A 12,873-nucleotide genomic window follows, 5' to 3' on the forward strand; every position below is an offset into this window, starting at 1 on the left:
GGGATCTCATGCAAAGATGAGGTCATGAGCCTGCCAACGCCCACGCTGACAACGTCACGTTTGCACCTGCGCCCCTTCGTCGAAACGGATGCGGAGGATATCTACGCGCTGCAAAGCAACACCAAAGTCCTGCGCTACTGGGATTCCGAACCGTGGAGCGATAGGGAGGCGGCTACCCGGTTTCTGGAACGGTGCCAGCGCATGGAAGCGGAAGGTCTTGGCGCGCGGGTGGCCATCGATCGGCTCTCGGACGGGGCGTTCCTCGGCTGGTGTGCCATCAACGACTGGGACCCAGACTTCCGCAGCGCGTCGCTGGGCTATTGCTTCCGTGAGGAAGCCTGGGGGCAGGGTTACGCAACCGAAGCCGCTCGGGCCATGCTCGATTGGGCCTATGGCGCATTGGACCTGAATCGAATGCAGGCCGAGGCAGACACACGAAATATTGCCTCGGGGCGAGTGCTAGAAAAACTCGGATTCACGCTCGAGGGCACCCTACGCGAAGACTGCATCGTCGGTGGCGTCGTGTCGGATTCCTGGGTCTACGGCCTGCTGCGGCGCGAGTGGGAAAGCGCAGCCGCAAGTTCCGGCGCGGTTAGCGGTCGGAAGGCGCCGGGGGCAGTGGCTTCACCATAATCAGACACGGTGTGTGCTCGCCCCAAAGGCCGGTTTCCTCAAGCGGCAAAAAGCCGCACTTTTCATAGAAATGGCGCGTCTGTGCATAACCGGGATCCGGGTGCGATGCACCGAGTGTTTTCACTTCGAGGAGTCTGACGCCGCTACGGAGTGCGTCGGCCTCAATGGCATTCACCATTGTCGTGCCCACGCCCGTTCCATGGAAGTCACGGTCCACCACCATAAGGTGGATTTCGGCAGTGTGTGGGAAGTGCCTGTCCACGAGCATTGCTCCCACTACGTTGTGCTCGTCATTCCGAACCGTCCACGTTTCCTTGACGCGCGCGGCCTGTATGTAGTCGCGAGTGGCCTCTTCTTGATCGAACCATTCGGGGACGGTGCCTAGCAGGCGCGCGACATCATTGGGAACGGGGGCATCGCGTGTGGCGACCCATTGATGATTTCTCGTGCGGCTCCTTCATAGTGGGTGTGCTCGTTCCGAGGGGCGGTCGGTGTGATGCGCACTCCGAGCGATCTGCTTAGTGTCCTATGGTTCCTAGTCCAGGCGTGGCGTTGTGGTGCGTTGGCAGGGGGCCAACCCAAACGCTGAGAATTCCCATGTGCAAGGTACATCAGTCGGGCCGTGCGGTGAGTCCACCGGCATGTCGCAGGCGGCGCTCGACCAGTAACTTGGCTCCGTTCGTTCGACGGCAACGTACCCTAAATCCGGGTTGCAATGGACGCGACGTGGAGCCTCGATGTGGCCGTGGATTCCCGTTCCGGCGTGTGCGGACTGGTCGGGGTTCTTCTGGTGGCCACTTCGCGTACCGCGACAGTGCGCGGTTCCGCAGGAGTTGTGGTCCGTCGCCACGTGGAAACCTCGACACGTTTAGCCTACGAGACGAAGGGCCTCGATTTAACGCCGCACAACGAACACGAATGGCATAATCTCAGCCATGACCCTTTTCGCTCACGATGTGCTTATTTTTCAACAGACAAAGAACTTCTCGAAGAACGACTTCGCCATTTATGATGAAGCCGGTCAGCAGGTAGCGCACGTCGAAACTGGCGGTAGCACGCTGGGTCGAATGTTCGCCGGATCCCGCAAACTTACTGTGTTCGACGGGCCGGAGAATCCGGTGCTGAAAGTTGAAGACACGATGACCTTCGGCCGCGACCGGCTCGAACTATTCGATGGTCAGGGCAACCCGCTGGCCAGCCTGGTCAAGCGCATCACGTTCTTTAAAACGCGCCTTACGATCGACCTGCAGGGTGAAGAACTGGACCTTATAGGAGATATTTGGGGGTTCGACTTTCAGGTCACCGGGGCCGCCGGTGTGCTTGCCAGCGTGTCACGTGAATGGTCGTGTGTGGGAAATGCCTTCCTTGGTAAGTCCACTTACGCACTACGTTTGGCCGCCGAACTGACGGTGCTGCAGCGTCAGGCGATTATTGGCGGAATAATCGCGCTGGACCTTATCCGCGAAAAGCAGCAACGGAACAGGAACTAGGCAAGTTCCTCCTCGACGACATCGTAGCGTTGCCCTTGTGTGGTCATCACCGTGATGCTTAAGGCGTCAAAACCATCGGCGCGCAAGCGTTCTTCGCTAATCTCTTCGCCGGTGATCAGACGCAACACTCCGTCGGCATCGCGGAAGTCATCCTCCTCATCGTCCCAGTCGATGTTATCCATCAGCTGGATTTCGACGCTAAAGACCGTATGCCCGCCCCGCTCCAGTAGCGTGCCCGCGCTACGGTCAATCATCGCTTGGAGGTCCGGTTCATCGACGAACATGGCGTCGTAGCCATGGCGGGCCGCGTCGAAGAGTATGATTTCTTCGCCTGAGTCTTGAGCCTTGGCGATTACCAGTGAGGGACTTTCGCCACCGACGATCAATCCATATTCCTCCATTAGGTCACCGCTGTACCAGAGTTCGAATTGATCGCCTCCCTGCGCCGAGCGCAGCGCGAAACCCCGCCCAAACTCGACATCCACGGGTACGGCATGGCCTTGAAGGTGCGTGGGGATCAGTGCGTCCATGCCTGTAGTCTAGCCCGGTGAATCCTGCCGGTGGCGGGGTGGGCGGTGCCGTTCATGGGAACGACACCGAACCAGTATGCGCGACGGGCTTATTCGTAGTCGTAGAAGCCGCGGCCCGAGCCCTTACCGAGGCGTCCCTGATCGATGTAATCCCGCTTGAGGATTTCGGCGAACTCCTGCTGAATCGGATCTGGGTTGTTCTTGCTCAGGTTGTACGGTGTCATCATGCCGACAATGTCGAAGATCTCGAAGGGGCCCTTTGGTGCGCCGGTGCCGATGCGCCACGTCTTGTCGATGTCCTCGACGCTGGCGACGCCCTTTACGAAGAGGGCAGCGGCCGCATTAAGGAATGGCACGAGAAGCGAGTTCAGGACGTAGCCAGGCTGTTCTTTCAGTACACGGATGGGGACCATTCCGATCTCTTCGGCGAAGACCGCGACCTGTTCGAAGGCTTCCGCAGAGGTACCGGCATGACCCATTACTTCACCGGTGTTGTTCTTCCATACCTCGTTGGCAAAGTGCAGAGCCAAGAAGTTCTCGGGTCGATCGGTAAAGGGCGCGATGTCGCTGGGCAATAGGGTGGACGAGTTGGTTGCGAAGATCGTCTTGCTCGGGGCGAGGGCACTGACCTTTTGCCAAGTATCCTGCTTGATGTCCAGTCGTTCTGGGACCGCTTCGATCACCAAGTCTGCATCGCTAAGTGCATCGGCGAGATCGGAAGTGATGCGAATGCGTGAAATGGTGTCATCGAGCTTCTGCTCGGTGGCCTCTGGTAGATCGCGAAGGTATTCACCTTTGAGGTATTCCCAGCGCGCGTCGAGCCTGGCCAAGATCTCGTCATTCAGGTCGTAAGCGACCACGTTCTTGCCGAAGTAGGCGGATTGGAAAATGATCTGGGATCCGAGGACTCCGGTTCCAAGGACGGTGAGGTTCTGCATGATGTGCCTTTCTCGAAATTCACCGCAGGGTGCGCGGTACTTCGGTCCGGCGGCCGTGGAGTGTGGGCCGGCCGTCAGGCCATAACCTCAGGCTACTCTTCGGTAACTAATATTCAAGACTGGCAGTAGGAATGCGATCAAGCAGACAGGTTGGCGTGCCCTAAGCCACCGTTCAGGTGTCCAACAAGAGAACCGGCTTACGCAACGGTCAGAGTTGCGACTCGAAAAATTGCACATTCGCAGTTGCCAAAGGAATCGATATCTCGGTTTAGCGAGCCGCTGGCTTGAGTAATCCAAACCGTAGCAACGTGAACCGTTTTCTTGCCGAACCTTTCGGTACATGGAGCTTGACTTCACGCATAGGCCAACATGAATTCCTCCACCGGCATTAGAGCTCTCCGAAGCTGAAACATTCGCGGAGATTCCTAGGAGGTAGGTCGAACTTTCCTTGGACACTGGGGCTACCTTCGCAAGTGCTCTGGTGGTGTCCATGCGGAATGGTGCCTTGCTGCTGGTTGAACGGGCCAGTCGGCGTGCAGCTAGGGGGCCGACTCGCGAAAGCCCTAGTGCCTAACTGTGGATTCTCCGGAGCGGCTTATGTCCGAAGAGATTAACCAAGCAGGTGGTAGTAGTTAACCTGTGAAAGCACAAGACAAGAAGTTCTTCCTCATCTCTACAATAGTTATTGCGCTAGTAGTAGCGTGTCTGTTCCTGCTTGTTACTTCCGGAGTTCTGGCTGACTTCTTTGATCCTGAGCCGGAGGTCAAGTCCCGGGGAGTGGTGTAAGGCGAGGTCCTTCGGAGGTTTGAATCAGGCGCTCAGCGCGTGGAACGGATCCGTCACCACCTTCTTCTCAATGGTGGTGTCCTGCCCGGTGGCCACGACGCTCAGCCGACACCGAGCCAACACATCCAGCCCGAGATACCGGCGCCCCTCGGCCCATTCATCGGTCTGCTCGGCCAACACCGCGCCGACCAGCCGGATGATTGCCTCTCGGGTCGAGAAGATCCCCCACGCTATCGGTGCGCCGACGAATCCCTCGGTTCAATCGCTGATTCGGGTTGTTCGACCAGATCTGCTGCCATGCATCCTTCGGGAACCCGGTAAACGCGAGGATATCCTCTTTGGCCGCATCACTGCCTCGTCTTGGTGAATCGCTTTTTGCGCTGGTTGTAGTCTCGTGTGTGACGCAACTGGTAGCCGTTGTATTTTTGGTTCTTGGGTTCGTTAAAGATCACAAGCTACCTGCCCCAGCGTCTCAGGAATAACCTAGAGACGACATGCCCCTCAGGAAACTGAGGGGCTTTATTTCCCTGAAACAGGCTGCGATAAATCCTTGCCAAGTTCGTTCGCATCCATTACCTATAATGGTCACTTGGGGCGCGTCTAACGCAACTTTATTCTAAAGATCCTGGAGCATATCGCTGAGGTATCGGGAGTTGACCCGCGAGAGATGCTGGTGAGTGCCATCGATTGCACCACAGTGACGAGAAACTCGGTTCAGAGTGCGCAACGTTTTCAAGATCTTGGTATGCAAAGCTGCCCTAGCCTGGTGAGTCCAAGCTAGGGCAACTGGGTGAAACGCTGATAATTCTAGAGTTGCTATCGTGAAACGAAATCAATCGTTTGGAACACGCTAGCGATAAGGAATCCTGACCCGAAGACGAACAGCGCCCAATTGGTTGTGTCGAATGCCGCAAACGTTCGCGAGACGATATTTTGGGTGGAAGAGTTGGACTCAGGGACAACCTTCCAAGCTGTGTAGAGCGCAATCCACAAGATCACGACGGAAACAACCCACGAAATGATTAGTGCAAACAAGCTGATAAACCTCTTCTATTAGCTATTTAGCTTTGGCCATGTCAATGCATGCACCAATACCAAAGATTGATCCAATGAATTGCCCACCTTCTTTTAGGAATGCGATGCTTGCAGCAGCTTTTTGCTCTTAGCCTTGTGCTTGGCGAAAGCTGATTTTCCACCCTTCTGTATGACAAGGCTTGCCAGACTTTTGATTTGTTTCACTAGCTCACTAAAACGTGATGAATTGGAAGTACCAAGTTTTTCCAAGCCGCATATGCCTTGCCTAGTTTACTAGCCGCACTTGCATTACTCATCTGGGTATGGTGTAGGAGTAGGTGACAACGAACATGGCTAGCCGAGGAGGCTGGCCTGAAAGGATGCCACTAAGCCCAACTCCTTCCCCAAGGAGTTCCGAGACGATGTCGTGCGCGTCGCGATGAACCGCGAGGTCGGCGCCTCGCTCGCGCCGCGCCTGTCGAAGAGATTTGGGCTACGCGCTTGGAGGATCACGGCTGAGTTATTGTCGATGCCGGCCGCGGCGATGGCCAGTGCCTGCTAACAGCTTCCCGGCCATGAATTGATGTGGCTTGCGGCGCAGTTACTGGGTTGGACCTTCCTGGTGTCTATTACTGCGGTCGCTGGAGCCGAGGTTCTGCCCCGCACTGTTCCTGCCCAGACTCTAGCTTCGCTAGGCTCCGCCCAACGAACCATCACCCTTGGTGTCATGCCGATCGCAGCTTTGCCAATTATTCGCACTGCGTCGCTTGATACCTACCGCTAGGCAGAGCACCGCTTGCCGAAATGACGGAATGGTATGGAAATTGTCTGCAGTGTCGGCTCTGGTAAAACACCTGAGGTGGCAGGAGAGCAATTATCACGTGAGACTCACTTAGTTTTTCTCGTGCGGTACGACGACGACCTGCACTTCATCCTCATAAATAATTTGCCCCGGATCTTTTTCGACAAGTTTCACCCAGCGAACCTCATGCCGATTCAGTAATTCCAAGTAAGGCTCGACGCGTTCGAGTAAATGTGAAGCCGTAGCTTTAAACCACGCCGCTGCATGGGGATTGACTGTCTGGTCATATACCTCTGGATGGGATACCGACGGATCTGGGTAGGCCTGATTGAACCAGTCGTTTCCGGCTCTCCAGGCTGCCCATTCCGAGTCGCTTAACTTTCCCGCTTTGGCAAGGCCGTTCGCAAGCCCGAAAACTCCGATGTGAATTCCACTGGGGTGGGGAAATTGCGCTTGGTACCGAATAAACACTGTGCCCTCAGGTTCTTGTGCGCATCTCATTTGGATAGTCCTATTGAACCAGTTCCGTGATTCTAGGTCACGAAGTGGCGTGCTTCGATTGATCGAGTTTGATCTGGGCGAAGTCGTAGGCGTCAGGTGTCCCGTAATGGGTTCCCCACGCGGGACACCAATACACCGTTTCAGGAACCTAATGCCGCCTCAACAACTGGGTGCAAATGCGGAGACTCCACTGCGATGCGGGCCCGTTCAGCCGCGGCCTCCAATGCTTGCTGCACCGTATCTCCCGCCAAGCTGGCCGCTAGAAAGCCTGCCATGAAGGCATCACCGGCACCATTGGTGTCGCGGACCGTTGCTTGCGGGGCGGCTACGCGGAAGCGCTCTCCGGAGCTGTCCATCGCCACGGCGCCCTGCTTGCCCTGGGTGCAAACGGCCAATCGAGCCCCCGCCGCCAGCACCGAAGACATCAGCTGGAAAGCATCTTCAGTGCGATCGTCGTTCATGAAAACCACTTCGGCGGCACGCAAAAATGGTTCGTGGAATGTCGAGGCGCCGTCGTAGTCGTGCAGGTCGGTCCAGATGCCACGCAGGGGAGTCTGCTCAAGTACGCGTGCCCCCAGTTCACACAGATCGATCACCGCTATATCGGCCTCGCGCAACGCCGCGGCGCTCTGCGCCACCGCCGCCTCACTTGGTGAGCTGGGTGTCGCTACATAGAGCGATACTCTTTCACCGGCGCGGGTCATTAGATTGACGTGCTGCTCGGTTCGTTCCGAGGCCACGGGTGCCAGCGACACCCCGGCCGCAGATAGCACTCGTTGGATGGAATTCGAAGGCTCGTCGTCGGCGAGCGCGGTATGCAGCGTCACCGGCAGGCCGAGCGACGCTAGGTGCAGCGCCTTACCTGCCGAGGTGCCGCCGATGGTTTTCCACGCCTCTTCGGCGAATTGCGTGTGCGGCGTAGGCTCCGGGAGCCGGTCCAGCATGATGAGCTGATTCCATGAGGCTGGGCCACAGAGGACGATTTGTGCAGTCACATATCGATCCAAGCAGAAGCGCTGGTCGCGGGCAATGGCTAGCTTCGCTTCCTGAGCGGTAGCGGCGAGCTCTAGTCAGCGAGCCAACGCGGTGGGAAACTGGCGGTGGGTAATCGAACTCTAAGCAAGGAGTGGGTCATGAGCGGCGAGAAATCGGTCGCCCGCCATGCGGTGGCCGTCGAGGAATATTTGAATACCGAACTCAAGCTGGCCGATGCCGAGCTTGACGCAGGGCGCGAACATGCACGGGCCCTTGGTTTGCCATCGATCGAGGTGAGTCCCGCTCAGGGCAAAATGCTGCAACTGCTGGCACAGATCTCCGGGGCCCGTCGCGTGCTCGAAATCGGGACGTTGGCCGGCTACTCCACCGGGTGGCTGGCTCGCGGCGTCGGTCCCAGCGGCAAGGTGATTACCTGCGAATTCGCGCCGCTTCATGCCAGTGTGGCGCGTGAGAACCTGGAACGCGCGGGACTGGCCGATCGTGTGCAGATTCTGCTGGGCGTTGCTGCCGAGTCGTTGCGGGACCTTATTTCCCGTCATGAGCCAAGCTTTGATTTGATCTTCATCGACGCCGATAAGCGCAATAACCCGGTGTATCTCGAGCTGGCGCTGGAACTTTCGCACAGCGGCACGGTGTTGGTGCTCGACAATGTGGTGCGCAGCGGTAGTGTCATCTCGAAGCTGCCCGAGGGGAGCGATGAGGCCCGCGACGTCGAGGGCGTTCAACTAGCGTTGCGCATGCTCGGAGAAGATTCGCGGCTGGAAGCCACCGCCCTGCAAACGGTTGGGGCTAAGGGATGGGACGGGTTCGCGCTGGCCCGGGTACGGTGAACCGAGCCGAGGTGCCGTAGGGTATTGCTGTGCTTGAAACCAACGCCTACCGAATCCGGCCGGCAACCTCTGACGATGTGCGCCCGGCCCTTGAAATGAAACTGCAGGCTTGGCGGGAGGCCTATGCGCAACTTCGCGATGCCGCGTTCTTCGACTTTCACACCGCTGAGCTTGAGGGGCAGGTGACCTGGTGGGAGCGTGGGCTGGCCGCCGGGGCCGGTTTCTTTGTGGCCGAGCGCGCCGACGGTCGGATCATAGGCCTGGCCGGGGGAACCCCGGTGATCGACGAAGACCGTGACGCCGGGGTTGAGGTCGAGCTGGGCATGATCTACGTGCTGCAGGAGTACTACGGCACCGGGCTCGGTGAATACCTGTTGCAGACCGTGCTGGGCCAGGGCGATGCCCTGGTGTGGGTTGTCGAAGGCAACGACCGGGCGGCGGCCTTCTTTGCTAAGCACGGATTCGCGCCCGATGGAACCAGTGAAGAACTGGTCGGTAGCTGGGCTGGTCTCCGCGAGCAACGCTTGGTGCGCCGTCGTGGCTAGGGGTGGCGCAGGCGACGGGCTGGTGGGCAGCTACCCGATCGATACCGGAACCGCGGAAATTGAAAAAGATTCCTACGGAGCCAACCGCTACGTGCTTAAGGTCAACGGGGTGCCCTCCTCGCATATCGACCTCGACGATCCCGAATTCTTAGACTTCGAATACATGAAGTGGATGGAACCGCTCATACTGGCTGCCTTCGTGCCTGCACGCTTTGATGGGCGGACCCGCAAGCTTCGTGCCCTGCATTTGGGTGGCGGCGGATGCTCCATGCCACGCTGGGCCGCGGCACGCTACGAAAATGCTCGCCAAGTGGTGGTGGAGCTCGATGGGCGGCTCGCCGAACTGGTGCGCACCCACTTTGAGGTACCGCGCGCCCCGCTGGTGCGGATCCGTGTGGCGGATGCCGGACAGGTGTTGCCCACGCTGGCCGACAATAGCCGGGATGTGGTGATTCGCGATGTTTTTGCCGGGAGCAGCACCCCGCGCGAACTGACCACGGTGTCCTATGCGGCCGAGGCCGCACGGGTTCTCGACCAGGGTGGGCTGTACCTCGTGAACTGCGGGGATACGCGGGATCTGAAAACTGCGCGGGCCGAGGCGGCTACCTTACGCGAGGTTTTCTCGGACGTGGCGCTCGTCGCCGATGCGCCCATGCTCAAGGGGCGACGCTACGGCAATATCGTCATGGTCGCCGGAAACGGAGGTGTTCCTAGTGGGGCCGACGTGCAGCGTGCGCTACGCAGTGCACCGCTTCCGGCTCAACTGCTGGCCGGTGCCGAGGTGGACCGTTTCATCGCCGGAGCGACGCCCATCTCCTAGTCTTTGCGTTTGCGTCCGGTGGTGAAGGCACCGACTAGAAAGCCCAGTAGGAGCGTCACCAACAGCACGATCCACAGCGGAGCAATGGTGTCGACAAAGATCAGGCGCACCCGCACATGCTGGAAGTTCTGCAGGATGAACACCAGCACTACCACCGCAACGGCGATACCGGTCCATCCCTTGGCCGTGATCCTGCTCAGCGGGTTGGGCTGCTGGCCATTGGGTTGTTCACTCATCGAGGCCTCCTGCGGCGTTGACGCACTAGTTACTGCCGATTATTCATTGTCACCGGCCGCAAACCAACCTCCACCGACGCTTAACGAGCCGTGGCTCGCCCGAAGGCGAGCCACGATGCGTAATCGACCGGGAAATTACACGCCGGTGAGTTGCTCAATGAGGCCGATGCCGAAGAACAGCACAAAGGCAGCGGCGACGAACCACATCAGTGGGTGGACTTCCTTGCCGCGTCCCTGAACGGCACGGATGAACACGAAGGCGATAAACCCGGCACCGATGCCATTGGCGATCGAGTAGGTGAACGGCATCAGCGTGAACGTCAGGAAGGCTGGGATAGCCAATCCCCAGTCAGCCCAGTCGATCTTGGCGACTTGCGAGATCATCATGAAGCCAACGACCACCAGCGCCGGAGCCACGGCCTCAAAAGGCACCAGGTAGATCAGCGGGGTCAGGAACATGGCCACGAGAAGCAGCAGGCCGGTGACCACCGAGGACAGGCCGGTGCGTGCACCCTCGCCGATTCCCGCCCCGGACTCAACGAAGATCTGCGCCGAGGAGCTCGAGGTGCCGCCACCGACGATGGCGCCCGCGGCGTCAACCAAGAGCACCTTGTCGACATCCGGAATGTTGCCGTTCTCGTCGGTGAGTCCGGCTTCGGAAGCCAGTCCGACCATGGTGCCCATGGCATCGAAGAAGATGGACAGCAAGATGACGAAGGCCAACAGCGCTGCGGCGGTGAAGCCGAGGTGGGTGAAGGCGCCGAAGGGGTTGACCTGACCGATGAGGCTCAGATCGGGTAGCGTCCAGCTTGGCATGGAGGGGACCACGAGGGACCAGCCCTGCGGGTTTTCGGCCGAAGAACCGCCGATGTTGAAGACCGCCTGAAGAATGTTGGCCAGAATCGCCGAGGCGACGATACCGATCAAGATGGCACCCTTGGCCTTGCGCACCAGCAGCGCGATGGTCAGCAACAGACCGAAGAGGAAGACCACGATCGGCCAGCCCAGCAGCTTACCGTCGAAGCCGAGGCCCACCGGTACGGTGGTGCCAGCTGCGTCCGGGATGCGACGCACGAAGCCGGCATTGACCAAGCCGATCAACGCAATGAACATGCCGATACCGACCACGATCGCGGTTTTCAGGCTTTGTGGCACGGCGTTGAATACGGCGGTGCGGAAACCGGTCAGCACCAGAATAAACATCACCACACCAGCGATGAGCACCAGGCCCATCACATCTGGCCAGGTAATTTCCGGGTTCGTGGCCACGGTAATGGCAACGAAGGCGTTCACACCCAAACCGGTGGCCATGGCGTAGGGACTACGGGCCCAGATGCCCATGATGATGGTCAGGATGGCCGCCACGAACGCGGTCACCGCAGCCACGCGTTGAATACCCAGTTCGCCGCCCGAAGCGTCGGCGCCGGAGAGCACCAACGGATTTAGGACGACGATATAGCTCATCGCGAAGAAGGTGGCGATACCGCCGCGAAGCTCGGTGGAGAACGTGGAACGGCGCTCGGAGATCCGGAAGTACCGGTCAACCCGCGCGCGGACAGAGGTGCCCGTAGGCGTTTGGGTGCTGGAAGACATAGGAAAATTCTATGTGTTTTTGCACTTTCGCCGGTGAGTCAAAGACTTGTGAGTAGGCTCTGTGCGAAATCCTGTAGACCCACGTCACACGGACTTGAAAAATGGAAGTACATTGGTTGTTATGGGGATCACACCCATGGCAACGCAGGTCAATGAGGAGTGAGTTTGATGAGCGACGCAACTGGTGCAACGAGCGAGAAAATTGAGGGGATCGTCGTTGGCGTTGACGGTTCGGAACAAAGCCGTTGTGCTTTGCGCTGGGCCGAGCGTGAGGCGCAGCGCCGCGGCAGCGTATTGAACGTCGTCTCCGCCTACACCATCCCGGTATTTGCCGCGTCCTCGATGGACGCCGGTTACTCGACGTTGGATGATGATCTGATTCGTGGCGGCGCGGAGGACATCGTGCGAGAAGCGCGAGCCGAACTCGAAGGCAGTCCCGTCACCATCCGCACCTACATCGAATCCGGGGACCCTGCCGGGGTGTTGTTGGACCTGAGTGAAGACGCGGACCTTGTTGTGGTCGGCACCCGTGGGCGTGGAGGCTTTGTCGGACGCCTGCTCGGTTCGGTTTCCTCGGCATTGCCAGCCCACGCGAAATGCCCCACGGTGGTCGTGCCGCTGTGCATGGCCAAGGAACAGCAGGGTCAGGAGCCCACCCCGCCGGAGCGCGAGCATATCGTGGTGGGTGTCGACGGTTCCGACCGGGCCCGTATGGCCGTGCTCGCCGCAGCGGAAGCCGCGGTGGCCCGCCAGTTGCCGTTGCGTGTTGTTTGCGCCGTGGCGCCGGTCTCGGCGGCTCTGGCGTGGATGCCGGCCACGGTGGATCAAGAAGCCGTCTTGGAAGACGTCCACTATCAGATGGATGTGGGCTACCGCTGGCTGAAGTCGCACTTCCCGGACCTTGAGCTGGAAACCGATGTGGTGCTCGGTCCTCCGGTGGAGGTACTGATCCGCGAGTCCGAGCATGCGGTACTGACCGTGACCGGCTCGCGCGGTCGAGGTGGATTCGCCGGCATGCTGCTGGGTTCAACCAGCCAGGGTGTGCTACACCACTCAAAGGGCCCGGTGATGGTTGTCCCCGACATGGAGGACCCACGCTTGGCTAACCGTAACGATTTCGATACCCGCGCGAACGAAGAGTGAACCGGGGCTGAGAGTC

At 59.1% G+C, this 12,873-nt stretch carries 13 protein-coding genes and 1 pseudogene; 6 read left to right on the forward strand and 8 right to left on the reverse strand.

Annotated features, from left to right (window positions below; all coding sequences use genetic code 11):
- The first annotated feature begins 24 nt into the window (after positions 1-24).
- A complete protein-coding gene (locus ACYU0X_RS00890; protein ID WP_461901828.1) occupies positions 25-633 on the forward strand; it encodes a GNAT family N-acetyltransferase in 609 nt (202 codons plus the stop codon).
- On the opposite strand, the gene ACYU0X_RS00895 is transcribed toward ACYU0X_RS00890, so the two are convergent.
- Positions 593-1,021: a GNAT family N-acetyltransferase gene (locus ACYU0X_RS00895; protein ID WP_461902767.1), complete on the reverse strand. Its 429-nt coding sequence runs from the start codon at positions 1,019-1,021 to the stop codon at positions 593-595. The two genes, ACYU0X_RS00890 and ACYU0X_RS00895, sit on opposite strands and share 41 nt — an antisense overlap.
- Before the next feature lie 547 nt (positions 1,022-1,568).
- On the opposite strand from ACYU0X_RS00895, the gene ACYU0X_RS00900 reads away from it, so the two are divergent.
- Entirely contained in the window at positions 1,569-2,123 is a 555-nt protein-coding gene (locus tag ACYU0X_RS00900; protein WP_461901829.1) for an LURP-one-related/scramblase family protein, read from the forward strand.
- On the opposite strand, the gene ACYU0X_RS00905 is transcribed toward ACYU0X_RS00900, so the two are convergent.
- The 5 genes and pseudogenes from ACYU0X_RS00905 to ACYU0X_RS00925 all read right to left on the reverse strand — a co-directional run bounded on the left by ACYU0X_RS00905 (position 2,120) and on the right by ACYU0X_RS00925 (position 7,689).
- Positions 2,120-2,653, reverse strand: coding sequence for a hypothetical protein (locus tag ACYU0X_RS00905; protein ID WP_461901830.1), 534 nt, complete (start codon positions 2,651-2,653; stop codon positions 2,120-2,122). The two genes, ACYU0X_RS00900 and ACYU0X_RS00905, sit on opposite strands and share 4 nt — an antisense overlap.
- 89 nt (positions 2,654-2,742) lie before the next feature.
- Positions 2,743-3,591, reverse strand: a complete 849-nt coding sequence (locus ACYU0X_RS00910; protein ID WP_461901831.1) for a 3-hydroxyacyl-CoA dehydrogenase — start codon at positions 3,589-3,591, stop codon at positions 2,743-2,745.
- Positions 3,592-4,401: 810 nt separating this feature from the next.
- Positions 4,402-4,726 (reverse strand): annotated as a pseudogene (locus tag ACYU0X_RS00915) (transposase); the annotation flags it as partial.
- 1,557 nt (positions 4,727-6,283) lie between these two features.
- A complete protein-coding gene (locus ACYU0X_RS00920; protein ID WP_461901832.1) occupies positions 6,284-6,694 on the reverse strand; it encodes a hypothetical protein in 411 nt (136 codons plus the stop codon).
- Between the two features lie 140 nt (positions 6,695-6,834).
- A complete protein-coding gene (locus tag ACYU0X_RS00925) occupies positions 6,835-7,689 on the reverse strand; it encodes a carbohydrate kinase family protein (RefSeq protein WP_461901833.1) in 855 nt (284 codons plus the stop codon).
- A 138-nt stretch (positions 7,690-7,827) separates the two neighbouring features.
- Here ACYU0X_RS00925 and ACYU0X_RS00930 point away from each other — a divergent pair, with 138 nt between their 5' ends.
- Genes ACYU0X_RS00930 through ACYU0X_RS00940 form a run of 3 tightly spaced genes read left to right on the forward strand, consistent with a single transcriptional unit; the run spans position 7,828 to position 9,885 of the window.
- A complete protein-coding gene (locus tag ACYU0X_RS00930) occupies positions 7,828-8,520 on the forward strand; it encodes an O-methyltransferase (protein ID WP_418908094.1) in 693 nt (230 codons plus the stop codon).
- 29 nt (positions 8,521-8,549) lie between these two features.
- Positions 8,550-9,065, forward strand: a complete 516-nt coding sequence (locus ACYU0X_RS00935) for a GNAT family N-acetyltransferase (RefSeq protein WP_461901834.1) — start codon at positions 8,550-8,552, stop codon at positions 9,063-9,065.
- Positions 8,992-9,885: a spermidine synthase gene (locus tag ACYU0X_RS00940; RefSeq protein ID WP_461901835.1), complete on the forward strand. Its 894-nt coding sequence runs from the start codon at positions 8,992-8,994 to the stop codon at positions 9,883-9,885. The genes ACYU0X_RS00935 and ACYU0X_RS00940 overlap by 74 nt, the downstream gene beginning before the upstream one ends.
- Here ACYU0X_RS00940 and ACYU0X_RS00945 read toward each other — a convergent pair.
- Together ACYU0X_RS00945 and ACYU0X_RS00950 are read right to left on the reverse strand one after the other, a co-directional pair.
- Complete coding sequence (locus ACYU0X_RS00945; RefSeq protein ID WP_309410160.1) at positions 9,882-10,121, reverse strand: lipopolysaccharide assembly protein LapA domain-containing protein; 240 nt, start codon at positions 10,119-10,121, stop codon at positions 9,882-9,884. The genes ACYU0X_RS00940 and ACYU0X_RS00945 overlap by 4 nt on opposite strands.
- Before the next feature lie 135 nt (positions 10,122-10,256).
- A complete protein-coding gene (locus ACYU0X_RS00950; protein ID WP_461901836.1) occupies positions 10,257-11,714 on the reverse strand; it encodes an NCS2 family permease in 1,458 nt (485 codons plus the stop codon).
- A 168-nt stretch (positions 11,715-11,882) separates the two neighbouring features.
- Here ACYU0X_RS00950 and ACYU0X_RS00955 point away from each other — a divergent pair, with 168 nt between their 5' ends.
- The gene (locus ACYU0X_RS00955; protein ID WP_309410158.1) at positions 11,883-12,857 is read left to right on the forward strand and encodes a universal stress protein; all 975 of its coding nucleotides are present in this window, start codon (positions 11,883-11,885) and stop codon (positions 12,855-12,857) included.
- The last annotated feature ends 16 nt before the right edge of the window (positions 12,858-12,873 follow it).

Source organism: Glutamicibacter sp. X7 (genome assembly GCF_054889245.1).